The sequence below is a fragment of the Arthrobacter sp. 92 genome, from assembly GCF_050260325.1.
Classification (GTDB): Bacteria; Actinomycetota; Actinomycetes; order Actinomycetales; family Micrococcaceae; genus Arthrobacter.
In genome coordinates this window covers 761410-786831 of sequence record NZ_CP189863.1, presented here as the reverse complement: position 1 = coordinate 786831, position 25422 = coordinate 761410, and the positions used below count along the sequence as shown (strand labels likewise).

The following is a 25422-nucleotide window of genomic DNA, read 5'->3' as shown; positions in this document are numbered from 1 at the left end:
GCAGGGGCAGGAGTCCGCCGGCGGCCCGCGGCCGGGCGACACACCATCAAGGGGTGCACCAGACAGTGCAGCCCTCAGCGGAGCACTGCCGGCCGGTTCCATGGAAAAGTTCAGCCGGCCCACCCGCGAATGGTTTCTGGGCGCCTTTTCCACGCCCACCCCGGCCCAGAACGGCGCCTGGAATGCCATCTCCTCGGGTTCCCATGCGCTTGTTGTGGCCCCCACCGGGTCCGGTAAGACCCTGGCCGCGTTCCTCTGGGCCCTGGACCGCCTGCTTGCCGCTGCCCCGGCGGAGCCGGAGGCCCTGCCGGGGCAGGACGCCGCTCCCGGCAAACGCCGCAAACCCAAAGCGCCCCAGCGGAAAACCCGCGTCCTGTACATTTCGCCGCTCAAGGCGCTTGGCGTCGACGTCGAACGCAACCTCAGGGCGCCGTTGATCGGCATCACCCAGACGGCTAAGCGCCTCGGGCTGCCCGCCCCTCTGATCACGGTGGGGGTCCGCTCCGGGGACACCACGACGGCGGACCGCCGCTCGCTGCTCAGCCATCCGCCGGACATCCTCATCACCACCCCCGAGTCCCTCTTCCTGATGCTGACGTCCAAGGCGCGGGAGACACTGGCAGAGGTGGACACCATCATCGTGGACGAGGTGCACGCCGTCGCTGGCACAAAGCGCGGCGCCCATCTGGCGGTTTCGCTTGAACGCCTCGACGCGCTCCTGCCCAAGCCGGCCCAGCGGATCGGCCTGTCAGCCACGGTGGAGCCGAAGGAACTCGTGGCGCAGTTCCTTGCGGGCTCGGCGCCGGTGGAAATCGTGGCCCCGCCGTCGCGCAAGAACTGGGACCTGACCGTCTCCGTTCCAGTGGAGGACATGTCCGACCTCCAGGCCGCAGCCGGCGCCTTCGACTCCGGCCCCGCATCCGGGCTCCAGCCGCACGCGTCCATCTGGCCGCATGTGGAGGAGAAGATCGTTGACCTGGTGCTGGCCAACCAATCCACCATCGTGTTCGCCAACTCCCGCCGGCTCGCGGAACGGCTTACGGCCCGCCTCAATGAGATCTACGCCGAACGGCAACTGCTGGTGGTGGGCGGCGGCTGGGAGGACCATGGGGCGATGGAGGGGGCGGTGGCTTCGGCCATGAGTGGGACGAGCCCCGCCTCCACGGCGACACCGGCCCATATGATGGCCCAGGCCGGAAGCACGTCCGGCGCCGACCCCGTGCTCGCCAGGGCGCACCACGGCTCCGTTTCGAAGGACCAGCGCGCACTGATCGAAGACGATCTGAAGTCGGGGCGCCTGCGCTGCGTTGTGGCGACGTCCTCGCTCGAGCTCGGCATTGACATGGGCGCGGTGGACCTTGTGGTGCAGGTGGAGTCGCCGCCCTCCGTGGCCAGCGGACTGCAACGCGTCGGCCGCGCCGGGCACCAGGTGGGCGAGATATCCCAGGGTGTCCTGTTTCCCAAACACCGCGCGGACCTTGTCCACACCGCAATCACCGTGGAGCGGATGCTCGACGGGAAGATCGAGCGGCTGAGCGTGCCCGCAAACCCGCTGGATATCCTGGCCCAGCAGACGGTTGCCGCCACGGCTCTGGGCAGCATCGACGTCGAGGAATGGTTCAGCACCGTCCGGCGGTCCGCGCCCTTCGCCTCGCTCCCGCGTTCCGCCTTCGAAGCCACGCTGGATCTACTGGCAGGCCGCTACCCCTCCGATGAATTCGCCGAGCTGCGGCCCCGGATCATCTGGGACCGCAATGCCGGCACCATCGAAGGGCGTCCCGGCGCGCAGCGACTGGCGGTGACCTCCGGGGGAACCATTCCGGACCGCGGGCTCTTCGGCGTCTACATCATTGGCACAGAAGTGGAAGGAACCGGCTCTGCCGCGGCCGATGGCAAAGCCGCCAGCCCTTCCGCGGCCGCGGCCAAGGGCGGCCGCCGCGTCGGCGAACTCGACGAGGAGATGGTCTACGAATCCCGGGTGGGCGATATCTTCGCCCTCGGGGCCACAAGTTGGAAGATTGAGGACATCACCCACGACCGGGTCCTGGTGTCGCCCGCCTTCGGCCAGCCGGGGAAGCTCCCGTTCTGGAAAGGCGATTCCCTCGGTCGGCCCGTGGATCTGGGCCGGGCCCTGGGTGCATTCGTTCGCGAACTGTCCGCCTCGGATCTTGGTCCCGCCATGGAACGCTGCAAGGCCAGCGGCCTGGATGATTTCGCCGCGAACAACCTGATCCAGTACCTCGCCGAGCAGAAGCTGGCCACCGAGGTGGTCCCCAGCGACACGACCCTGGTGGTGGAGCGCTTCCACGACGAACTTGGCGACTGGCGGGTGGTGCTGCACAGCCCCTTCGGCATGCCGGTGCACGCACCGTGGGCCCTCGCCGTCGGGCAGCGGCTGCACCAGCGCTACGGCATGGACGGCTCCGCGATGGCCGCCGATGACGGGATCGTGCTGCGGGTCCCCATGATGGAGGATGAGCCTCCAGGCGCCGAGCTCTTCCTGTTCGATCCCGAGGAGCTGGAGCAGCTGGTGACGGCGGAAGTGGGCGGCAGCGCCCTCTTCGCCTCCCGTTTCCGCGAGTGCGCCGCCCGGGCGCTGCTGCTGCCCCGGCAAAACCCGGGCAAGCGCCAGCCGCTGTGGCAACAGCGCCAGCGCTCCGCGCAGCTGCTGGACGTCGCCAGGAAATACCCCACGTTCCCCATCGTGCTGGAAACTGTGCGCGAATGCCTGCAGGACGTTTACGATCTCCCCGCGCTGAAGGATATTGCCGCCTCGATTGAGCGCCGCGAACTGCGGATCCTGCAAACCACCACCCAGCAGCCCTCCCCCTTCGCCAAGTCCCTGCTGTTCGGCTACGTGGCCCAGTTCCTCTACGAGGGTGATTCACCGCTGGCTGAGCGCCGGGCGGCCGCCCTTGCCTTGGATTCAACCCTGCTCAACGAACTCCTGGGCCGGGTGGAACTGCGTGAGCTGCTCGATGCCAAGGTCATCGAGGCCACGGAGCGGGAACTTCAGCGCCTCGCACCGGACCGCAAGGTGCGCGGGATGGAGGGTGTTGCGGACCTGCTGCGGCTGCTGGGTCCGCTGACGCCCGGCGAGGTCGCGGCCCGGCTGGTTCCAGTGTCCGAGCCGGGCACGGAGCAGGGCACGGAGCCGGAGCCGGCGGCCACCCTCGACGCCGACGCCGCCACGCACCTCGCCGCCCTTCAACGCGCCAACCGCGCACTCCGGGTCAACATAGGCGGCGTCGAGCGTTTCGCGGCGGTGGAGGATGCGGCGCGTCTGCGCGACGCCATCGGTGTGCCGTTGCCCATGGGAGTTCCGCTGGCGTTCATCGAGCCGGTGACCGATCCGCTGGGCGATCTGGTATCCCGGTACGCCCGAACGCACGGACCGTTCACCGCAGGCGAAGCCGCAGCGCGGCTGGGACTCGGGGTCGCCGTCGTCGGCACGGCACTGAAAAGGCTTGCCGCGGACGGACGCGTGGTGGAAGGGGAGTTCCGTCCCCATGTCACGCAGCAGGAGGCCGTTCCAGCCACCGCGGCGGAACCGGCGGCGGCCACCGTGGTCCCGCCGCTGGCCGGCACCAGCGAATGGTGCGATGCCGAGGTGCTGCGCAAACTGCGCCGGCGTTCGCTCGCCGCATTGCGTGCCGAGGTGGAGCCCGTGGACGCCGCGGCCTACGGGCGGTTCCTTCCGGCATGGCAAAACGTTCGGACGCCCGGAAAGACGCGGGGGCAGTCCGGCCTGCGTGGCTTGGACGGGATCATCACAGCGGTCGACCAACTGTCCGGGGTGCCGGTTCCCGCATCGGCCTGGGAACCCCTGATCCTCGCTGGCAGGGTGGCGGATTACCAGCCTGCCATGCTGGACGAGCTCATGGCGGCCGGGGAAGTCCTGTGGTCCGGCGCCGGTGCCCTGCCCGGCAACGACGGCTGGATCAGCCTGCACCTTGCCGATTCCGCCGAACTGACCCTGAACCCTTCCGTGGACTACCAGCCCGGCGATGCCCAGCAAAGGCTGCTGGATCACCTTCAAAATAATGGGGGCGGCTACTTTTTCCGCCAGCTGACCGACATTGCCGGCGGAATGGACGCCGTGCTGAGCGATCAGGACGTGGTGGCTGCCCTCTGGGACCTGGCGTGGGCGGGCCGTATCACGGGCGACACGTTCGCCCCGGTCCGCGCCCTGATCGCCGGCGGGCACACCGCGCACCGGCAGGTAGCCCGGGCGCCCCGGGCCAGGGCGCCGCGGCTGAGCAGGCTGGGCAGGGCGCACGGGACGGGACTGCTCGGCTCCCCGGGCCTGACCGGCGGCCGCTACGGCTCAGTGACCGGGGCTGCTCCCACTCCCCCTCTGGCGGCGGGGCGCTGGTCGGCCCTGCCCGCTCCTGAACTCGACCCCACCATCCATGCCCGGGCAACCGCGGAACTCCTCCTGGACCGCTATGGGGTGGTCACCCGCGGATCGGTCATGGCGGAGAACATCCTGGGCGGCTTCGGTCTGATGTACAAAGTGCTGGCCCGGCTGGAAGAGGCCGGGCGATGCCGCCGCGGCTACTTCATCGAGCACCTGGGCGCCGCCCAGTTTGCCGTGCCGGCAACGGTGGATCGGCTGCGGTCCTTCACGGAGGATACCCAGTTGGCCAAACAGGATCCGGTGGCCCTGGCCCTCGCCGCCACAGACCCCGCGAATCCCTATGGGGCGGCCCTGCCCTGGCCCGCCCTCAACGTCGAGGCGGGCAGCGGGCACCGGCCGGGCCGGAAGGCCGGAGCCCTGGTGGTCCTGGTTGACGGCGCCCTGGTCCTCTATGTGGAGCGGGGCGGCAAGACCCTGCTGGCCTTCAACGAGGATCCCGAGGTCCTGGCCGCGGCCGGCGCAGCCCTGGTGGGCGTGGTGAAACGCGGCGCCGTGGACAAACTCATCATGGAGAAAGTCAACGGCCACGGCATCCTGGACACTCCGGCCGCGGCTGCCCTGACCCATGCCGGAGCCTACTCCACGCCAAAGGGGCTGAGGATCCGTGCCTGAGGGCGATTCCGTCTGGCGTGCCGCAGCGCAACTGCACGCCGCGCTGGCCGGCCACCAGTTGACCGACACCGACTTCCGCGTACCCAGGTTCGCCACACTCAATCTGGCGGGCTGGAAGGTGAACGAGGTGGTTGCACGCGGAAAGCACCTGCTGATCCGGCTGCAGGGCCCGGCGGAGGAACGGCTCACCATCCACTCCCATCTGAAGATGGAAGGTGCCTGGCAGATCTATCCACCTGGAGGGCGGTGGCGGAAGCCGGGTTTCACCGCACGCTGCGTGCTTCGAACTGCGGCCGCGGACGCTGTCGGCTTCTCGCTGGGGATCCTGGAGGTAGTCCGCACGGCTGACGAGAGCACCGTGGTGGGACATCTCGGGCCCGACCTCCTGGGCCCCGACTGGGACGTGGTCGAAGCCGAGCGCCGGCTGTTGGCCGAGCCGGAGGTCCCCATCGGCGTGGCCCTGCTGGACCAGCGCAAGCTCGCCGGCATAGGCAACATCTACCGTTGCGAGGCGTGCTTCCTCGCCGGCGTCCACCCCGCCTGGCCCGTCTCGGCTGTGGCGGACCTGTCGGCCTTAATGGCGGACGCCAAGCAGCTCCTCGAGGCCAACCTCGGCCCAGGGCGGCGGACCACGGTGCTCAATGCACGCGGCGTTCCCGTGGGCCGTGCTGCCGGCCGCCCTGGATACTGGGTATACCGCCGGGACAAGCAGCCGTGCCTGAAGTGCGGCACCCCCATCCGGCGGGGTGTCTTGGCGAAAGCGGCGGGCACCGAAGAGCGCGATATCTACTTCTGCCCCACGTGCCAGCCGCTCACCCCTCCGGCTTAGGAAACGGCGGCCGGGGCAGCCTGCCGCTTCGCACCCCGCACCTCCGGCACGGTGAACCGCGGCAGCAGGATCTGCACCAGCGGCCCGATTGCGAGCGCATAAATCACGGTTCCCACACCCACCGAGCCACCCAGCAGCCAGCCCGCGCCAAGCACTGCGACTTCAATACCCGTCCGGGACGCCCGCACCGACCACCCCGTGCGGCGGGCCAGCCCCGTCATCAGCCCGTCACGGGCGCCGGGGCCAAAACGCGCCCCGATGTAGCAGGCGGAGGCGATGCCGTTCAGCATCACGGCACCCGCGAGCATGCCGATCTGTCCGCCGAGGTGGGAAAAGGCCGGAATCAGGGCCAGGCCCACATCCGCAAACACTCCTACCAGGATCGCGTTGCACAGGGTGCCGAAACCAGGCCACTGCCGCAGCGGGATCCAGAGCAGCAGCACCAGGAAACTGACGATGACCACCACGGCGCCGATGCTCATGCCAGCCTTGCCGGCCACACCCTGATGAAAGACATCCCACGGATCGAGGCCGAGCCCGGCCCGGATAAACAGGGCGAGGGAGATCCCGTACATGGCCAGGCCGGCGAACAACTGAAGGAGTCTGCGAGTCATCATGCACCCATCCTCGCGAAGAACTGGCCTTGTTTTCCATAGCCAGTCTGAGATACTGGCTACATGTCCGGCTCCCTGAACCCCAGCTCCCTGACCCGGCTCCTCGGGGAATGGAACCGCGGGGGCGCCCCCGCCTACCGCGAGCTGGCCGACGTCGTACGTCTGCTGGTCCTGGACGGCCGGGTGCCCCTGGACATGGCACTGCCCAGTGAGCGCGCCCTCGCCACGACGCTCGGCGTCAGCCGGACCACGGTGACGGCCGCGTACGCGAGCCTGCGTGAGCAAGGATTTCTCAGCAGCGGCCAGGGCAGCCGCGGCAGGACCCGCATCCCCCGCCAGCCGCCCCTGGGGACACCCGGGACGAACGATGCCGGGCGCACCGCCACAAACGTCCCCAGCGGCGCCCCCGGCCTTGCCGCTCCGGAAGGCGTCATCGATCTTGCCTTTGCCTCCCTGCCCGCCTGCGGCGAGGTGGTGCACCGGGCATTCGCCGCCGCACTGACGGAGCTGCCCGCCCTGCTCCCGGGGTTCGGGTACGACGCCGTCGGGGTGAAACCGCTGCGCGAAGCGATAGCCGCCCGCTACACGGCGGCCGGAGTGCCCACCACGGAGGAGCAGATCCTGGTGACGTCGGGCGCCCAGCACGCGCTCAGTATCATCCTGCGCACCTTGGGCGGCAAGCAGGACAAGGTCCTAGTGGACCACCCCAGCTATCCCCACGCGATCGACGCCATTCGCGCGTCGGGCTGCAGACCGATTCCTGTCGCCCTTCCCCACAGGTCCTTTCAGCACGCGGCCGGCTGGGACCTGGACGCGGTGCAGTCCACCATGATGCAGCAACGGCCCACGATGGCTTATGTTGTGCCCGACTTCCACAACCCCACCGGCCGGCTGATGCTGGACCCCCAGCGCCGCCAACTGGTCCGGGCGGCCGCGGCATCGGGAACTGTCCTGGTGGTGGATGAGACACTGCGGGAATTGAACCTCGACGGCGTCAGCACGTCTCCGCTGGCCGCCTTCAGCCCGGCCGTGGTCACCATCGGCTCGCTGAGCAAATCGCATTGGGCCGGACTGCGCACCGGCTGGATCCGCGCCAGCCCGCCGCTCATTCAGCGGTTCGCCGCCGCCAGGACCACGATGGATCTGGGCGGCGCGGTTGTGGAGCAGCTCGCGGCGGCCCATCTGGTCCGGTCCCTCTCGGAACCGCTGCCGGCACGGCTCGAGGCCCTCCGCGGCAACCGGGACACACTCCTGGAGCTGATCCGGACGCATCTGCCGCAGTGGCAAGCGGAGCGCCCCGACGGCGGCCTGAGCATCTGGTGCCGGCTCCCGGCACCGATCAGCACGGCATTGACGGTGATTGCGCCTGATTTCGGCATCCGCCTCGCCGCAGGGCCAAGGTTTGGCGTGGGCGGCGCATTCGAACACTATCTGCGGGTGCCGTTCACCCGGCCCCCGAAACAGCTGGAGACGGCGGTGCTTGCCCTCCGCTCGGCGCAGGAGCGGCTCAACGCCGCCCCGCAACTGCGGCGCAGCCGCCAGCAGAGGCCTGCCGCGGCCATCGCCTGAGCGAAACTCCCGGCCCGACCCGCCTCCGCGCCGTCCGGATGAGCGGGCGCATCCCTCCCCTTCACCACGAACGCATGCGCGCTTTTGAACAACAAATGTTCTTTTTTTGGCTATTGACGTTCGTAGTTGAGCGATTATGATTGGATCCTATGTGAGGTGCCTCACACGGGGTCGGTCTTTTCCAGAGGAGAAACAAATGACAAGTCACAAGGACGTGCTCGGATCCGGTCAAGGCGGATGGGACCGCCGAACCCTGCTCAAGTCGTTCGGTGTGGGCGCCGCCGCCATGGCTGGCGTTCCGCTGCTGGCCGCCTGCACGGGCGGCAGCGCGCCGTCGGGCAGCGCGGGCGCCAAGACCGTAACGTTCGGCTCCGGCTCCTCCGACGAGGTGCCCAAGGCGGCCTATAAGGCCGTCACGGACGCCTTCGAGAAGAAATCCGGCATCAAGATCAGCACCAACGTAGTGCCTCACAACGACTTCCAGAACAAGATCAACACCTATCTTCAGGGCAGCCCGGACGACACCTTCACCTGGTTCGCCGGCTACCGGATGCAGTACTACGCGGGCAAGGGCCTCCTGGCGCCCATCGATGACGTGTGGGAAAAGGTCGGAGCCAACTACTCCGATGCCCTGAAGAAGGCATCCACCGGAGCAGACGGCAAGATGTACCTCATCCCGAACTACAACTACCCCTGGGGATTCTTCTACCGGAAGAGCTTCTGGGCCGAAAAGGGCTACGCCGTCCCCAAGACGTTCGACGAGTTGAAAACCCTGTGCGCCAAGATGAAGGCCGACGGGCTGATCCCGATCGAGTTCGCCGACAAGGACGGCTGGCCCGCGATGGGGACGTTCGACTACCTGAACATGCGCCTGAACGGCTACCAGTTCCACATGGACCTCACCTCGCACAAGGAATCCTGGGACCAGAAGAAGGTCAGTGACGTCTTCGACACCTGGAAGGCCCTGCTGCCCTACCAGAACCCCAACGCCCTGGGCATGACCTGGCAGGACTCGGCCAAATCGCTGGGCGATAAGAAGTCCGGCATGTACCTGCTCGGGTCCTTCCTGACGCAGCAATACACCGACAAGACCGTGCTGAACGACATCGACTTCTTCCCGTTCCCCGAGGTCGCCGTGGAAGGCCAGGACGCTGTCGAGGCACCCATCGACGGCCTGCTGCTCTCCAAGAAGGGCGGCCAGAACCCCGCCGCCAAGGATTTCCTCGCCTATCTCGGTACCCCTGAGGGCCAGGATGTCTATGCCTCGGTGGACTCCTCCAACATCGCCACAGCCAAGGGCGCGGACACCTCAAAGTTCTCACCGCTGAGCAAGAAAATGGCCGAAACCATCAGCAGCGCCAAGAGCATCAGCCAGTTCTTCGACCGCGACGCACTCCCGGCCATGGCCAACAACGTGATGATCCCGGCCCTGCAGTCCTTCATCAAGGACGGCAACATCGACGTCAAGAACCTGGAAGCCCAGGCCAAGTCGCTGTACGCCTCCCAGTAGCTGGAACTGCCGAAGAGCTAGGAATATCAGATGAGCGCGTCAATCCACACGCCGCCGGTCCGGGAGGCGAGCACCGCTCCCGCCCGGAAGGTGCGGCGGCTGTCCACCCGGGACAAGATCGTCCTCAGCATCATGGTGGGCATCCCCACCTTGATTCAGCTGGTCCTGGTCTGGATCCCCACCCTGATGTCAGTTGCCCTGTCCTTCACCCGATGGAACGGCCTGGAACTGACGGACCTCAAGTCCGCGGGCACCGAGAACTATCAATTCGTGTCCCAGGACTACCCGCCCTTCTGGCCGGCGGTCCAGCACAACGTCCTGTGGCTGGCGTTCCTTGCGCTGGTCGCCACCCCCCTTGGGCTGCTCCTGGCAGTCCTGCTGGACCAGAACATCCGCGGCAGCAGAATCTACCAAAGCATTTTCTTCACCCCGGTGATGCTCTCGCTCGCCCTCATCGGTGTTATTTGGCAATTGTTCTACAACCGCGACAGCGGGCTGCTGAACTTCCTGCTGGGCACCGCGGGAACACCCCAGGCCGTGGACTGGTTCGGCGACTCCGGGGTCAACATCTGGGCCGCCCTGATCGCGGCCACCTGGCGGCATGCCGGCTACGTGATGATCCTGTATCTGGCCGGCCTCAAAGGCGTGGACCCCACCCTGCGGGAGGCGGCCCAGATTGACGGCGCCAACGCCGTCCAGACGTTCTTCCGGGTCATCTTTCCCGCCATGCGTCCGGTCAACGTGGTCATCATCGTGATCACGGTCATTGAATCACTCCGCGCCTTCGACATCGTCTACGTGATCAACCGTGGCACCAACGGTCTTGAGCTCATCAGCGCCCTGGTCATCCAGAACCTGGTGGGCGAGGGCCAGGTGATCGGCGTCGGGTCCGCCCTGGCGGTCATCCTGCTGGTGATTTCCCTGGTCCCCATCACCTTCTACCTGTCCCGTGCGTTCGGAAAGGACAAAGAGGCATGAGCATCGCAAATCCCGCAAGTGCCGCGGCGGCCGCACAGGAACCCACTTCCCGCCGTACGGAAATGTCCGGTCCCGCCACGGGTCCCGCCCGGAACAGGAGACCCGGCAAGCGGCATTACGGCACGCACATCTTCCTGAGCGTCGTGGCGGTGATGTGGCTCATTCCGCTGGCATGGACGATCTTCACCGCGCTGCGGCCGAAGGCGGACACCGATAAATACGGGTATTTCAGCTTCGACGGTGCCTTCAACTTCGACAACTTCATCCAGGCCTGGACACAGGGCGGCTTTGCCCAGTACATCTGGAACTCGGTCCTGATCACCGTTCCCTCAGTGATCCTGATCCTCCTTTTCGCCTCCATGATGGCGTTCGCGGTCAGCCGGGTGAACTGGAAATTCAACATCACCCTGCTGATCATGTTCACTGCGGGAAACCTGCTCCCGCCCCAGGTCCTGGCGGCCCCGCTTTTCGAAATGTTCAAGCATCTCGAGCTCCCCTACGCCTTCAGCGATTCCGGGAACCTGCTCAACACCTACATCAGCGTGATCGCCGTCGACACCGCCTTCCAGATCGGCTTTGTGACTTTTGTCCTCTCCAACTATATGAAGGCCCTCTCCTCTGAACTGACCGAAGCGGCCCTCGTGGACGGAGCCGGCATCTGGCGCCAGTACTGGGAAATCATCCTGCCGCTGTGCCGGCCGGCCCTGGCCGCCATGGGCACCCTTGAAGTGATCTTCATTTACAACGACTTCTTCTGGCCGCTGCTCTTCATCCAGAGCGGCGACCGGCTCCCGGTGACCACCGCCATCAACAACCTCCAGGGTCAGTTCCTCTCGAACTACAACCTGATCGCCGCCGGCGCCATGATCACGGCCATTCCGGCGCTGATCATCTACCTGCTCCTGCAGCGCCACTTCGTCGCCGGCTTGACCCTCGGCTCCAGCAAAGGATAAATGTGCACACCAACAACACCGCCGCCATGGACTACATCACGGCACGCCTCGGCTCCGAGGGCTCCCCGATGCTGGCCTTCGGGGGAGACTACAACCCGGAGCAGTGGCCCGAGGAGACGTGGGACGAGGACGTCCGGCTGATGCGCGAGGCCGGGGTCAACCTGGTCAGCGTGGGCATCTTCAGCTGGGCGCTGCTGGAACCGTCCGAGGGAGTCTACGAATTCGGCTGGCTGGACCGGGTGCTGGACCTGCTGCACGCCAACGGCATCCGGGTGGACCTGGCCAACGCCACCGCGTCGCCGCCGCCGTGGTTCAGCCACAAATACCCGCAGTCCCTCCCGGTAACGGCCGACGGCGTGCGGCACAGCTACGGTTCCCGGCAGGCCTTCGCCGCCTCAAGCCCCGAGTACCGCCGGGCCGCAGCAGCCCTGACGGAGCAGATCGCCGGCCGGTACCGTGACCACCCCGCCGTGGTGATGTGGCATGTGCACAACGAGTACGGCTGCCATAACCAGCCCGATTATTCCGACGGCGCGGCAGCCGGCTTCCGCACGTGGCTCGAACGCCGGTACGGCACCCTCGACGGGCTCAACTCGGCCTGGGGCACCGCGTTCTGGTCCCAGCGGTACTCGGCGTGGGAGGAGATCCTGCCCCCACGGACCTCCGGAACCTGGGTCAACCCCACCCAGCAACTGGACTTTGCCCGCTACTCCTCGGATGAACTGCTCGAATGCTACAAGGCCGAAGCCGCAATCATCCGCTCCCACTCCCCGCACCCCGTCACCACCAACTTCATGGGTTTCAACATGGGCCTGCACCAGCCGGTGGATTACTGGCGGTGGGCGGAACATATGGACGTGGTGTCCAACGACCACTACCTGATCGCCGAAGATCCCAGAAACTACCAGGACCTGGCGGCCACCGCGGATCTCACGCGCGGCTGGGCCCAGGGCAAACCCTGGCTGCTGATGGAGCACTCCACCTCGGCCGTCAACTGGCAGCCACGCAATATCGCCAAAGCACCCGGTGAGATGCTGCGCAACGCAATGCAGCATGTGGCCCGCGGCGCGGACGGCACGCTCTTCTTCCAATGGCGGGCATCACGTGCGGGAGCGGAGAAGTTCCACTCCGGCATGCTGCCCCATGCCGGGACGGACACCAAGGTCTGGCGCGAGGTGGTCCAGCTGGGCCAGGCCTTGCGCAACCTGGCGGAGCTCAGCGGCTCGGTGGTCACGGGCGCCTCCGGCGGCGTCGACGTCGCCATCCTCCATGACACCGATGCACGCTGGGGCTCTGAACTGGATTCACACCCGAGTGTGGACGCGTCGAACATCGCGGAAACCCGCCGCTGGCACGATGCCTTCTACCGCGCCGGGACCACCACCGACTTCCGCCAGAGCACAGACGATCTCGCCGGCTACCGGCTGGTGGTGGCGCCCATGCAGTACCTCCTGACCGATGAGGGCGTCAAGAACCTGGACGCGTACGTCCGCTCCGGCGGGCATCTGGTGGTCACGTACTTTTCCGGCATCGCGGACGAGAACGACCACATCAGGCCGGGAAGCTACCCCGGCGCCTTCAGCGAGCTCCTGGGTGTCCATATGGAGGAATTCTTCCCGCTGCGCTCCGGCGAGGAGCTGGAGCTCAGCCGGTTCGGCGGCGGATCGTTCTGGAGCGAACTCGGAAGGCCCACGACGGCGGAGGTCCTCGCCGAAGTGGTCCGCGGACCGGTTGCTGGCTCCCCAGTGGTGACCCGCAACGCGGCCGGGGACGGCCGGGCCTATTACGTGGCCACCAGTCTGGCCTCCGTGGGCATGGCCGAACTGCTCGGAGTTCTCTGCGGGGACGCCGGGGTGGAGCCGCTATTCCGGGATCTTCCGGAAGGCCTCGAAGTGGGCCGGCGCAGCAAGGACGGCACGGACTGGACTTTCTTCATCAACCACGGCTCCGCCGACGTGCAGCTGGCAGTCTCCGGCCTGGAGCTCATCAGCGGCCGGGAAACCGGCGGTGCGCTGGCGTTGGGTGCCGGTGCCGTGGCCGTGGTCCGGTCAAATGGCTCCTCGTCCGCAACTTCCTAAGGACTGAACAGACAGCATGCTTGCCCCCGCCCGCCATTCCGCCATTCTTGCCGAAGTTCAGCGCGAGAGGATTGTGCGCGTCTCGGAGCTGGCGCAGATCCTGGGCGTCTCGCTCATGACTGTCCGCCGGGACATCGACACGCTCGATGATGCGGGGCTGGTGGAAAAAATCCACGGCGGGGCCCGCCTCCCAGGCGGCGTGAGCACCCACGAGCCGGGATTTGAGGTCAAATCCACCCTGATGGAGGCGGAGAAGGCGGCCATCGCCCGCGAGGCCGCCACCCTGGTCCAGCAGGGGATGGCTGTGGGGTTGAGCGCCGGCACCACCACGTGGGCGCTGGCCAAGATCCTCTCCACGGGTCCGCGGATCACCGTGGTGACAAATTCGCTGCGGATTGCCGAGGTGTTCCACGCCGGCAATACGCCGTCCACGGTGATCATTACGGGCGGAGAGCGAACGCCGTCGGATGCCTTGGTGGGACCGTTGGCCACGTCCTCGCTGGAGCGGCTGCATCTGGACATGCTCTTCCTCGGCGTCCACGGTGTTGACGCCGAGGCAGGTTTCTCCACGCCAAACCTGCTGGAGGCCGAAACCGACCGGGCGTTCGTGGCTGCCGCCCGCAAGGTGGTGGTCCTGGCGGACCACACCAAGTGGGGCACGCTGGGCCTGACCACCATCGCCAAACTGGAGGACGCCGACGAACTCATCAGCGACGACCAGTTGGGGCCGGAGGCCCAGCGCATCCTGCGCGAGCACGTGGGCAGGCTCCGTATGGCGGGTACGGCAAAGTAGAATGGACCGGTGATGCAATCCCCCCTCCCCGTGCGCGACGGCGTGAACGCCACCCGCCTCCGCCTCCCGGACGAGGGGCCCTGGAACACCGCCATGGACTACATGATGCACCGCTGGGGACACATCGATCCGCAGGGCATCGAGGACAGGTTCGACGCCGGCGAGATCGTGGGCGAAGGCGGCGCCCCGCTGGACCGGGCCACCCGGCTCGAAGACCACACCTTCATCTGGTACTACCGCACCCTGCCACCGGAATCCCGGATCCCGGTGGAACTGAACATCCTGCACCAGGACGAGCATCTCCTGGTGGTGGACAAGCCGCACTTCCTGCCCACCACCCCCGGCGGGACGTATATCCAGGAATCAGCCCTGGTCCGGCTCAGGAACCAGCTGGAGCTGCCGGACCTTATTCCCATGCACCGGCTGGACCGGATGACGGCCGGGGTCCTGCTCCTCTCCACCAACCCGGAGACCCGCGGCAAATACCAGGTGCTGTTCGAAAAGCGCCAGGTACAAAAAGAATATGAATGTGTGTCCGCCGCCCAGCCGGCGGCCGGGCATCCCGCCGTCGACTTCCCCGTGGTGGTCCGCAACCGGATGACCAAGTCGCGCAGCTACCTGCTGGCGGAAGTGATCGACGGCGAGCCCAATGCGGAAACCCGCATCGACCTGCTGGAAACGTTCGACGCCGGCACCCACCGCCGCGGCCTGTACCGCCTTGAACCCCACTCCGGGAAGACCCATCAGCTGCGCGTCCATATGGCCTCGCTTGGGCTGGGCATCGTGAACGACGCGTTCTACCCGGACCTTCTGGACAAGGCCCCGGACGACTACGCCAGGCCCCTCCAACTGCTGGCCCGTGGCATCCGCTTCGTGGATCCCATCAGCAAGGAGCCTGTGTCATACCGCAGCCGACTGACGTTGAGCGAAGCCCCCGCCGCCCAGCCGTAACGCTGTCCGCTGCAGGCCGGGCCGCGTCATGCCGCCGGAATGCGATACCTTGTGCGCATGGACTTGGCCAATGCGGACAGTTGGGGCGCCGCGATCTATTTCTGGATCATCCCCACAGTCTTTGGCGACGCCCTGTTCCCGCCCATCCCCTCGGAAATGCTCGTCATTACCGGAGGAGCGCTCTCCGCCGACGGCCGCGCCAACGCCTTCCTCATCGGAGTACTGGCCGCGATCGCCTCCTGGCTGGGCGACCTGGTGGTCTTCCAGCTGTTCAAACGCCGGCTCAGCCACGTGCTGGACCGCTGGGGCTGGGGCCGGAAGTTCCACCGCGGCATCCATGCCGCCATCGCCAAGGCCGGCCGCTCCTCAACCTATGGCGGCATCATCGGCATCCGCTTTGTCCCCGGAGGGCGGCTCGCCATGTCCGCGGCAGCGGGCATCGCGAATGTCGCCACGCCTGCGTTCAGCTTCTGCGCGGCGTTGGGCGGCGTTCTCTGGGCCACCTGGCTGGTGGGACTCGGCTATTTCACCGGCTCCGCCACCAAGCTTCCGTTCTGGGCAAGCTCGCTGATCGGCGTTGGCGTCGGCCTGGTGATCGGCGCCGTGCTGGGCATGATTGTCACGCGCCGCCGCGGCAACCGCTCCCCCGTGGTGGAGGACGAGGAACTGGACTACTAGGTGGTGCGGACCGGAGTGGCTAGACGGGCATCCACCGGCCGCGGTTTCGGCGCAGCACTGTGAGTGCACCGGTGACGGCAACGCGTTCGACGGCGTCGCGCATCATTGCCGCGGACTCCAGCGCCTGCTGGTTCTCGCTGCTGTGAGCTGTGGGTTCCACGAGGAAACGCAGATTCAGTTGCGGCACCCCGGCGGCCAGTTCCAGCTGGTTCGCTTCGACGTGGTGCCTTGTTCCCAGCGCCTCAACGGCCGCCGCCATCACGGCTTCAGGCGGGTTCCCCGGCTTTAGCCCGGTGATCTTGAGTCTGGTCTGGAACGAAGGCATCCAATAACCCTAACGGGGTAGAGGGCTGCACGGACAGCGGCCCACCCCGCGGGCGGCCTATCCGGTGTTGCGCAGGCCGGCTGCCACTCCGTTGACCGTGATGAGCATGGCGCGCTGGAGCCGTTCGTCGATCTCAGCACCCGAGATTCCCTCGCCCTCGGCACCTTCGGCCCTGATCCGGCGCAACAGCTCCACCTGCAGGTAGCTGATCGGGTCAAGGTACTGGTCACGCACCTCGAGCGAGCGCTTGAGTGTGGGCTGCGCGTCGAGCAGAACATGCTCGCCGGTGAGGGTCTGGATCTCCCTGACGGTGAGTTCATATTCGGCCCGGATGGTCCGGAACAGGTGGTGCAGCTCCTCCGGGACCAGAGTGGAGACGTAGTAGCCGGCAATGTCCATGTCCGTCTTGGCCAGTGTCATTTCGACGTTGGACAAAACCGACCGGAAGAAGTGCCAGCTGTCCATCATTTCCACCAGCTGGGCAGAGTGTCCGGCTTCGCGGGCAGCTTTGAGCCCGGAGCCCACGCCGAACCAGCCGGGCACGATCTGCCGGGACTGGGTCCAGCCGAACACCCACGGAATGGCGCGCAGCCCGCCGAGCCCCGCTCCGGAGTCGGGCCGCTTGGACGGCCGGGAGCCGATGTTCAGCGACCCGAGCTGTTCCACCGGTGTGGACGCCAGGAAGTAGGCGGGCAGGTCCGGATGGTCAATGAGCGTGCGGTACCGGCCGAACGCGGCGTCGGAGATTGTCTCCATCACGTGGCCGTAGCGTTCGCGCTGGTCATCGGAGGTGCGCGGGGTCCTGTGCAGCGCCGAGCCTTGCATCACCGCTGCCAGCGACAACTCCAGGTTCTCCCTTGCGAGTTCAGGAAGCGAATATTTGTCGGAGATGACCTCGCCCTGTTCGGTGAACTTGATTTCACCCTCGAGCACGCCGTTCGGCTGGGCCATGATGGCGTCGTATGTGGGGCCGCCGCCACGGCCAACGGAGCCGCCGCGGCCGTGGAAGAGCCGGACGCGGACGCCGTGCTTGGCCGCGATGTCCCGCAGTTTCCGCTGGGTCTTGTGGATTTCCCACTGGCTGGTCATCACGCCGGATTCCTTGTTGGAGTCCGAATAGCCCAACATGATTTCCTGCACGTCCCCGCGCAGCCGCACCAGTTCCCGGTAGGACGGATCAGACAGCAGCTGGTCCACGATTTCGGCAGAGGCGCGAAGCTCCTCCACGGTTTCCAGCAGCGGGGCGAAACCGATCTTGGCGTAGGGCGCCTCACCGAAGAGGTTCACCAGGCCGGCCTCGCGCCCCAGCACGGCGGCGGCCAGAACGTCGTCGGCTCCGCGGGTCATGGAGATGATGTAGGTCTCCACCACGTCCGGGCCGTAGGTCTTCAGGGCCCGGCGGATCTCACGGAAGACGTCGTACGTGGCGTCAGCGACGCCGTCGAGCTTTATCGGGTGGCCGGACAGCGGACGGCGGGAGGCCAGTTCCGCGCCGAGCACTTCCAGCCGTTCAGGACGGCTGAGCTCTGCGTACCGGATGCCCGGGCCGCCCAGCCGGTCCATCAACTGGCCGACGGCGTCGTGGTGGTGGTCCGCGTGTTCGCGGATGTCCATGGTGGCGAGGTGCAGTCCGAAGGAGGCGATGGCGCGGCTGACGCGGGCCAGGGAGCCGTCTGCGGCCAGGGCGGCATGGTGGCTGCGCAGCGAGGACTCCAGCAGGCCCAGCTCGGCGATCAGTTCGGCGGTAGCGGTGTAGTCGCGGCCGGGCTCGTGGCCGGCGCCCGCCGCCACGCGCTTGCCGGTGTTGATCAGCTTTGCCTTGATGCAGGTCAGCTTGAGGCGGTAGGGCTCCTGGGCGTTGAGTTCCAGGACCCGGCGGTCCAGTCCGGGCAGGTTCTTGAGGTCGGTGTTGATGGAGTCAAGAAGCTCCTGGTCGACGCCGCTCAGGGCCGTGGAGTTGGAGAGGATGGAGATAAGGCCATCGATCATGGCGATGCTGATGCGGACGGCGTGCTGGTTCTGGATCTGGAGAATCTCCCGGGTGACGGCGGGGGTGACGTTCGGGTTGCCGTCGCGGTCACCGCCAATCCACGAACCGAAGCGGATGGGCGCCGTCTGTGAGGGCAGAGTGACCCCGTGCTCGCCCAGCAGGTCGGACAGGTCCGACAGCATCTCCGGCATCGCGTCGGTGAGGATGCTGTTGAGGTAGTAGATGGCGTTACGGGCCTCGTCCACCGGGGTGGGGCGGACCTGGCGGAGCTCATCCGTCTGCCACATCTGGTCGATCACCTCGGAGAGCTGGCGGTCCTGGCGGCGCCGGGCCGAGCTGCCCTCCTCGGTGGACACGGCCAGCACGTCCGAAAGCCGGCGGATCTTATCCAGCACCGAGCGGCGGGAGGCCTCGGTGGGGTGGGCAGTGAAGATGGGACGGACATCCAGCTCGTCCACCACTTCCTGCAGGACCGAGGTGCCTGCCTTGTCCGCGATCTCGCTGACCGCCTTGGCCAGCCAGCCGTCCTTTTCCTGGCGGGTGCGCAGGGTGCGGACCCGGTGGACCTGCTCGGCGGCGTTGGCCAGGTGGAAATAGAACGCGAAGGCGCGGACCAGGTCCGTGGCCTGCTCGATCGGCAGGGAGCCGAGCAGCTCACGGACCTGGGCAACGACGTCGTACGAACTCCACGGCCCGGTGGAGTTGGCACCGCCGCGGGCAGCTTCCTTCGATTCCTTGGTCAGGAGCCGGACCTGCTCCACAAGGTCAAGGAGCTCGGGGCCGTGCTGGCGGACCAGCGACTCGCCCAGCAGGGTGGAGACCCGCCGGACGTCCGCCCGCAGCTCCGACGCGAGGTCGGTGCTGGCGAGGCCGGTGCCCGCGAGTTCGGTGCCTGCGAGTTCGGTGCCTGGATTCATTGCAGTGTCAGCCATGGAAACTATCTTTCGAGGGTTCGGACTTGGCTCGTACACTGCGCTGGATACTGTGAGCCGGGTTACTTGTTCCTATGGGATGTTACCCGGCTCAGTTGCGGCGTGGGAATTTGTCTCAGATAGTGTCCGGCGGCTCAGCGGGCGATCTTGAAGTTAAAGTTCGCGGTTCCCAGCGCACCCCAAAGCCGCAGCCAGATGGGCAGGAGCATCTCGGACCCGCGTGCCGTGGAAATGTCGCCCAGGTCAATGACGTCCTGGTGGCCCAGGCTCTTGAGGAGGCCGGTCACCTCCCGCTTGGCGTCGGAGTCGTTGCCGGAGACGAACACGGAGTGGTCGCCGCCTGCCGCACGTCCGGGATCGACCATCAGGCTCGCGTTCATGGTGTTCAAGGTCTTGACCACCTTTGCGTCCGGGAATGTCCGCTGGATCTGCTCCCCCAGGCTGTCCGTGTTGACCGGGTTGAGCGTCGGCGGCATGCCGTGCGAGAAGTCGAGTGGATTGGCAATATCCATCAGGATCTTGCCTGCGAGATTTTCCGCACCCGCGGCGGAAAGCGCCGCGATGGAGCCCGCACCGCTCGTGGCGTTGATCACCAGCTCGGCGTCTGTGGCGACGTCGGCGTACCTGGCCAGGTGGACGTGGCCGTGTTCCTCAAGCCACTGTGCGAAGGGAGCGGCACCCATGGCGTCGGGTTCCGTTCGGGCCAGCGTCGCCTCCGGGTCGCGGGTTCCGATGACCACGTCGTGGCCGAGGCCCGCGAGGGCTCCAGCGATGGTCCGGCCAACGGTGCCGGTTCCAAGTACAGCAATCTTCATGGCGTCCTCATTCTTCTGTGATTCGTCAAAGTCAGTGGGTAGACAGGTTCGTCTACTGGTGAGCAAGACGGTATCAGACAGACCTGTCTACGGCAAGGCTCCCGCTGCGGAATCATGGGAACTGCAGTGCGGTCCCAGACAGACTTGTCTGTGTACCATGGACTCATGACGACGCCAGCAGCCTCCGCAGCGCAGGCGGCCCGGGTTCCGGCCGGGCCGGCCAGGGAGAAGATCCTGGCAACTGCCTTCAGGCTGTTCTATGCACAGGGCCTGCGCGCGGCCGGCATTGACACCATCATCGCCGAATCCGGGATCTCCAAGGCCACTTTCTACAAGTACTTTCCGGCGAAGGACGAACTGATCCTCGCCTACCTCGACAGGGTCGATGCCATCTGGACGGGACAGCTCCATGCTGCCGCGGAGGCCGCGGGCCCGGACCCGGCGGCGCAGCTCGTGGGGCTGTTCGATGCCCTCGCCTCCGCTTGCCGCCGCGACGGCTACCGGGGCTGCGCTTTTATTAACGCGGCGGCCGAGTCAGCCTCGGGGACCCGGGTGCATGAGCGGACCGTTGCGCACAAGCAAGCAGTGCTGGCGTGGATGCAGCGGCTCGCCACCGAGGCGGGCGCCGCGCGTCCGGACCGGCTCGCGCGAAGCCTCGCACTGATCCTGGACGGCGGCCTTGCCAGCGGCGTCCTCGACGGGGATCCGGAGGCCGCAACAACAGCCCGGGATGCAGCATCCCAGCTGATAGCTGCAAGCTTAGGCGTTCCGGAGTAGGGTTGCCGCGACGCCGGCGCCCGTTCCGGCGAACAATGAACGAGGATACCGTGAACACTGCCCGTGACGCCCAGCTGGAACGCTGGAACCGCTTCCGTGCCAACCGCAACAAGGCGCTGGCCGGGGAATATGGCTGGTTGACGCTCACGTCGTTCCAGTGGCTGGAAGGCCGGCCCGCCGCCGTCGACCTCGTCCCGGGGCTTTGGTCAACCGACGGCGTGACGGCGTACCTCACCGCCGCCGCCGCTGACGGGCTGACCCTGGTGGAAACGGGCGAAGTCGTGGACGGTACGATTTCGGCCGCGCTGTTGGACGAGGAGTCGCTGATGTGGGTGCAGTTCGGCGGCGGGGACGGCAAACAGGTGCGGGTCGAATTGGCCATGCGCGCCAACAAGTACGCCATCCGCACCCGGGATTCCCGTTCGCCGGTGTTTACGGAGTTCGACGGCGTGCCCACCTTTGATTACCGGCCCGACCTCGTGGTCGAGGCCACGTTCCACCGCTACACCGAGCCTGTGGATGTCCCCATCGGCACCGCGAATCCGCTGGTGGAGGGAGTACACCGCTCCGTGGGCGAGCTGGTGTTTCACTTGCCCGGGAAGGACCATGAGTGCCATTTGCAGGCCGAGGAGGACGAGCTGGGCGCCTTGACCGTCACGTTCCACGACGAGACCAACGGCGATTCCACCGACGAGTGGCGCAAAGTGTCAACAACCCGGCCGCGCCCCGACCAAACGGTGACTCTGGACTTCAACCGGGCCATCAACTATCCCAGCGCCTTTACCCCGTACGGCACCTGCCCCATGCCGGTGAAGAACAACAGCCTGGACTACCGGATCGAGGCCGGCGAGAAGCAGCCCACCCTCGCCGATTAGCGCGAACGGACAGATAAGCCCCGCTCCCCAAGCGCGAACGGACAGATAAGCCCCGCTCCCCAAGCGCGAACGGGCAGATAAGCCCCGCTCCCCAAGCGCGAACGGACAGATAAGCCCCGCTCCCCAAGCGCGAACGGACAGATAAGCCCCGCTCCCCAAGCGCGAACGGGCAGATAAGCCCCGCTCCGGGCGTGCTCAAGTGTCCGTTCGCGCTTCCAAGGGTGCTCAAGTGTCCGTTCGCGCTCTAAGTGCGCGTGGCACAGGGGTTCAGACGATCGCGGATATCCCAGTCACGGCGCGCCCCACGATCAGCGTGTTGACCTCGTAGGAGCCCTCGTAGGTATAAATGGCCTCGGCGTCGGAAAAGATCTTCGCCATCCGGTAGTCCGTGACGATCCCGTTGCCGCCCAGGATCGAGCGGCCCATTGCCACCGTCTCCCGCATCCGGGCGCTGGTGTAGGCCTTGGCCAGAGCCACCTGGGCCATGTCGGCGGCCCCTTCCTGCTGCAGTTGCGCGATTCGGACCATCATGCCCATGCTGGCCACGGCGTTGCCGAGCATGCTCACCAGCTGTTGCTGAATGAGCTGGAACTTCGCCAGCGGGCGGCCGAACTGCTGGCGTTCGACGGCGTATTGCCGGGCGACGTCGAACGCCGCCAACTGCTGCCCCACGGCCTGCCAGGCCACCATGATCCGCGACCCGCGCAGCAACTCGTTGGTGTCTTCAAAACTGCTGATGCCGGCGAAGCGGTCCGCCTCGGCCACCCGGACATCCGCAAACACAATGTCCGCGTTCTGCACGGTGCGCAGGGCGATCTTGTTTTCGATCCGGCTCCGGCTGACCCCCGGCAGGGTTGCGTCCACGATGAAACCGCGGACGGCCCCGTCGGACTCATCCCTGGCCCAGACCAGCATGTAGTCGCAGAACGTCCCGTTGCCGATCCAACGCTTGGCGCCGTTGAGGACCCAGCTGTCTCCGCCGCCGTCCGCTCCCCCGGGAATCCGGCGCGCCCGGGTTTCCATCCCGCCCGCAACGTCTGAACCATGCTCCGGCTCCGTGAGCGCGAAGGCGCCGGTGGTGCGCAGGCTCGCGGCATCCTCGAGCAGCCGCGATTTCTGGTCCTCGGAACCGAAGCCGTACAGAGACTCCACAAAAAGATCGTGATGGACAAGGAAGAAGGTGGCGATGGAGGTGTCCACCCGGGTCATCTCGGCGATCACCAGGCCCGCGAAGAGATGGCTGTAGCCGCGCTGCGCCGGGGCGCTGAGCTCAAGGGAGGCGAGTTTGGGCAGGATATGGGCTGGAAATTCCGCGTTATTCCACCACTCCGTGGCATGGGGGGCGATCTCGGCGGCCAGGAAAGCCCGCAACTGCTCCAGCTTGCGTTGTTCCCGCCCGCTGAGCATGGATTCGAAGCCGAAGAAGTCAGCCACCGGAAGTTCCGCCGGGGGGCCGGAAGCCGCGCTTGAGGCGGGACCGGAGGGCCCGGGGGCCGGTTGCCTCACTTCGGTCCCATCCGGATGGCGCCGTCGAGGCGGATGGTCTCGCCGTTGAGCATGGCGTTGTCCACGATGTGCGCGGCGAGGTTGGCGTACTCGGCGGGGCGCCCCAGGCGGGACGGGTGCGGCACCTGGCGGGCCAGGGAGTCCTGCGCTTCCTGTGGCAGGCCGGACATCATGGGGGTCTCGAAGATGCCGGGGGCAATGGTGACCACGCGGACCAGCGAGCGCGCCAGCTCGCGGGCCAACGGCAGGGTCATGGCGGCAACGGCTCCCTTCGAGGCGGCGTACGCGGGCTGGCCGATCTGGCCGTCGAAAGCGGCAACGGAGGCGGTGTTGATGATAACGCCGCGTTCCGGGCCGCCAAGTTCGGTGCCGACCGGTTCGGTGGCCACCATGGCGGCGGCGGCCAAACGGATCACGTTGAAAGTGCCGACAAGGTTGATCTGGATCACCCGGTTGAACGCTTCCAGCGGCAGCACACCCTCACGGCCCAGCACCTTGCCCGGAGTGCCGATACCCGCGCAGTTCACCACGATCCGCAGCGGGCCGAGGCCTACGGCGGCGTCCACGGCGGCCTGAACCTGCTGTTCGTCGGAGACATCGGCCGCCACGAAGATGGCCCTGTTCGGCGCGTCCGGCCCGGTGAGTTCGTTTAGCTCAGCGGCATAAGCTGCCCCGGAGGATGACGGCAGGTCCAGCAGTACCACGGACGCGCCGGCGCCGAACAGACGCCGCGCTGTTGCTGCCCCCAAACCCGAAGCTCCGCCCGTGATCAGCGCGACAGTACCTTTGATGTCCATACATCCTCCTTGATGTGAACCGGAGCCCGGCGTAAGACTAGTTAATGAATGTTAACTGGATTACGTTCCAAGCGCACCTTTGGGCGGCGGTTGGTTCAGCGGACGCCGCCCGTGCGCCGCGACTAGGCTGGCATCATGACTTCCCCAGCCGCCTCCTCCGGCCCCGAGGATTCACTCCCTGCGGGTCCCGGCCCTGCGAATTCCCCCACGGACCCAACCCCGGAGGACTGGGCGGCCCGCGCCGATGAAGCCGCCCGCTCCGTGACGAGGATGTTCGGGCACCGGCTGTTTTTCCTGCCCGGGACCCACATTGGGGCGATCGTGCGGCCGTCGAGCGGGTGGAAGGATCTGCTCCGGCCGTGGCACTACTGGTGGCAGGCGCACTACGTCGACTGCCTCGTCGATGCCGGCCGCCGGGAGCTGGCCAGCGGCCGGAAGTTCGACGGCGGGACGCGCCCCAGCGCGGGGCGGCTGGCCTCCCGGCTCGTCACCGGCATCCGGTTGCGTAACTTCCTGACCTTCGTCAACAACTACTACGACGACATGGCGTGGCTGGCACTCGCGACGCTGCGGCTGGAGAAACTCGCCGAGGACTCCCGCAGCCGCGGCCGGCGGCGCAATGCCGGAGCGCTGAAGAGCCTGACGCTGCAGTTTGATTCCGCCTCCACGGACGATCTCGGAGGGGGGACCTTCTGGAGCAAAAAACGGGACTTCAAAAACACCCCGGCGACGGCCCCTGTGGCGCTTTACTACGCCCGCACCGGGAATCAAGCCAGGGCGCAGGGCCTCCTGGACTGGTTGCACGCCAAGCTCTACGACCCCGCCCGCGGCATGTACCAGGACGGCCTCAGGATCGGCCGTGACGGCCAGGTGGTGCTCGAAAGCGCCATCTACACCTACAACCAGGGTCCCGTCCTGGCCGCCCTGCTGGAAGTCGGCGGAAGGGACAACCTGGGGCGGGCAGCGGCCCTGGTTGATGCCGTGGCGGCCGGGCTTACCAGGCCGGTCACCCTGGCCGCCGGCGGGACGGCAGCAGCGCTTCGCTGCGATGGAACCGGCGACGGCGGCCTGTTCACGGGAATCCTGGCGAGATACCTTGCGCTGGCCGCAGTCGACGGACGGTTGCCGGCCAGAACCAGGGCTGCCGCAGCCGCCCTCGTCATGGCCACTGCGGAGGGCCTCTGGGAGGGTCGCCGCCGCGTGGCGCAGGAGGATCCCGTGGGCCGCCGCGGCGCGGGGCTGGTCTTCGCGGCACTGCCGGAGACGCCGGCGGTCCGGAGCTACCCGCCCGGGACCGCCGTCGAACTTTCCACCCAGCTGCAGGCATGGATGGTGCTGGAGGCCGCTGCGGTGGTGTCGGCCGGGCGGCCAGGACGGCCAGCCTAGATGTATTGTCCACGGACGTTAGGGACGCCCGGCG

The 25422-nt window shown here is 67.0% G+C and carries 19 protein-coding genes; 13 read left to right on the top strand and 6 right to left on the bottom strand.

The window, feature by feature from the left end:
* The first annotated feature begins 100 nt into the window (after window positions 1–100).
* A complete protein-coding gene (locus ACP4XC_RS03650) occupies window positions 101–5032 on the top strand; it encodes an ATP-dependent helicase (RefSeq protein WP_427174999.1) in 4932 nt (1643 codons plus the stop codon).
* Window positions 5025–5861, top strand: coding sequence for a DNA-formamidopyrimidine glycosylase family protein (locus ACP4XC_RS03645; RefSeq protein WP_427173529.1), 837 nt, complete (start codon window positions 5025–5027; stop codon window positions 5859–5861). The genes ACP4XC_RS03650 and ACP4XC_RS03645 overlap by 8 nt, the downstream gene beginning before the upstream one ends.
* Here the strand turns inward: ACP4XC_RS03645 and ACP4XC_RS03640 are convergent.
* Window positions 5858–6478, bottom strand: a complete 621-nt coding sequence (locus ACP4XC_RS03640; protein ID WP_427173528.1) for a YczE/YyaS/YitT family protein — start codon at window positions 6476–6478, stop codon at window positions 5858–5860. The two genes, ACP4XC_RS03645 and ACP4XC_RS03640, sit on opposite strands and share 4 nt — an antisense overlap.
* Before the next feature lie 60 nt (window positions 6479–6538).
* On the opposite strand from ACP4XC_RS03640, the gene ACP4XC_RS03635 reads away from it, so the two are divergent.
* From ACP4XC_RS03635 to ACP4XC_RS03600, 8 genes are all read left to right on the top strand, one after another.
* Window positions 6539–8044, top strand: a complete 1506-nt coding sequence (locus ACP4XC_RS03635) for a PLP-dependent aminotransferase family protein (RefSeq protein ID WP_427173527.1) — start codon at window positions 6539–6541, stop codon at window positions 8042–8044.
* 196 nt (window positions 8045–8240) lie between these two features.
* Window positions 8241–9554, top strand: a complete 1314-nt coding sequence (locus tag ACP4XC_RS03630; RefSeq protein WP_427173526.1) for an ABC transporter substrate-binding protein — start codon at window positions 8241–8243, stop codon at window positions 9552–9554.
* Window positions 9555–9584: 30 nt separating this feature from the next.
* Window positions 9585–10532: a carbohydrate ABC transporter permease gene (locus ACP4XC_RS03625; RefSeq protein ID WP_427173525.1), complete on the top strand. Its 948-nt coding sequence runs from the start codon at window positions 9585–9587 to the stop codon at window positions 10530–10532.
* The gene (locus tag ACP4XC_RS03620; protein WP_427173524.1) at window positions 10529–11485 is read left to right on the top strand and encodes a carbohydrate ABC transporter permease; all 957 of its coding nucleotides are present in this window, start codon (window positions 10529–10531) and stop codon (window positions 11483–11485) included. Before ACP4XC_RS03625 ends, ACP4XC_RS03620 begins: the two co-directional genes overlap by 4 nt.
* Window positions 11486–11487: 2 nt before the next feature.
* Window positions 11488–13563: a beta-galactosidase gene (locus tag ACP4XC_RS03615; RefSeq protein ID WP_427173523.1), complete on the top strand. Its 2076-nt coding sequence runs from the start codon at window positions 11488–11490 to the stop codon at window positions 13561–13563.
* A gap of 16 nt (window positions 13564–13579) precedes the next feature.
* Window positions 13580–14356, top strand: coding sequence for a DeoR/GlpR family DNA-binding transcription regulator (locus ACP4XC_RS03610; RefSeq protein ID WP_427173522.1), 777 nt, complete (start codon window positions 13580–13582; stop codon window positions 14354–14356).
* Window positions 14357–14368: 12 nt separating this feature from the next.
* On the top strand, window positions 14369–15307 hold the full coding sequence (locus ACP4XC_RS03605) for an RluA family pseudouridine synthase (RefSeq protein ID WP_427174998.1): 939 nt from the start codon (window positions 14369–14371) through the stop codon (window positions 15305–15307).
* 57 nt (window positions 15308–15364) lie between these two features.
* Window positions 15365–15985 (top strand): DedA family protein, encoded by a 621-nt coding sequence (locus ACP4XC_RS03600; RefSeq protein WP_427173521.1) that lies wholly within the window; start codon window positions 15365–15367, stop codon window positions 15983–15985.
* A 19-nt stretch (window positions 15986–16004) separates the two neighbouring features.
* Here ACP4XC_RS03600 and ACP4XC_RS03595 read toward each other — a convergent pair whose 3' ends face one another.
* The 3 genes from ACP4XC_RS03595 to ACP4XC_RS03585 all read right to left on the bottom strand — a co-directional run bounded on the left by ACP4XC_RS03595 (window position 16005) and on the right by ACP4XC_RS03585 (window position 20047).
* Complete coding sequence (locus tag ACP4XC_RS03595; RefSeq protein ID WP_427173520.1) at window positions 16005–16310, bottom strand: hypothetical protein; 306 nt, start codon at window positions 16308–16310, stop codon at window positions 16005–16007.
* Between the two features lie 57 nt (window positions 16311–16367).
* Entirely contained in the window at window positions 16368–19232 is a 2865-nt protein-coding gene (gene ppc, locus ACP4XC_RS03590; RefSeq protein ID WP_427173519.1) for a phosphoenolpyruvate carboxylase, read from the bottom strand.
* A 134-nt stretch (window positions 19233–19366) separates the two neighbouring features.
* Entirely contained in the window at window positions 19367–20047 is a 681-nt protein-coding gene (locus ACP4XC_RS03585; RefSeq protein WP_427173518.1) for an NADPH-dependent F420 reductase, read from the bottom strand.
* Window positions 20048–20212: 165 nt separating this feature from the next.
* Here ACP4XC_RS03585 and ACP4XC_RS03580 point away from each other — a divergent pair, with 165 nt between their 5' ends.
* On the top strand, window positions 20213–20824 hold the full coding sequence (locus ACP4XC_RS03580) for a TetR/AcrR family transcriptional regulator (RefSeq protein ID WP_427173517.1): 612 nt from the start codon (window positions 20213–20215) through the stop codon (window positions 20822–20824).
* 50 nt (window positions 20825–20874) lie between these two features.
* Window positions 20875–21699, top strand: coding sequence for a DUF1684 domain-containing protein (locus tag ACP4XC_RS03575; protein WP_427173516.1), 825 nt, complete (start codon window positions 20875–20877; stop codon window positions 21697–21699).
* Window positions 21700–21966: 267 nt separating this feature from the next.
* On the opposite strand, the gene ACP4XC_RS03570 is transcribed toward ACP4XC_RS03575, so the two are convergent.
* Entirely contained in the window at window positions 21967–23106 is a 1140-nt protein-coding gene (locus ACP4XC_RS03570) for an acyl-CoA dehydrogenase family protein (RefSeq protein WP_427174997.1), read from the bottom strand.
* A gap of 95 nt (window positions 23107–23201) precedes the next feature.
* Window positions 23202–24002: an SDR family NAD(P)-dependent oxidoreductase gene (locus ACP4XC_RS03565; protein WP_427173515.1), complete on the bottom strand. Its 801-nt coding sequence runs from the start codon at window positions 24000–24002 to the stop codon at window positions 23202–23204.
* Window positions 24003–24137: 135 nt separating this feature from the next.
* Here ACP4XC_RS03565 and ACP4XC_RS03560 point away from each other — a divergent pair, with 135 nt between their 5' ends.
* The gene (locus ACP4XC_RS03560; protein ID WP_427173514.1) at window positions 24138–25388 is read left to right on the top strand and encodes a glycoside hydrolase family 76 protein; all 1251 of its coding nucleotides are present in this window, start codon (window positions 24138–24140) and stop codon (window positions 25386–25388) included.
* The last annotated feature ends 34 nt before the right edge of the window (window positions 25389–25422 follow it).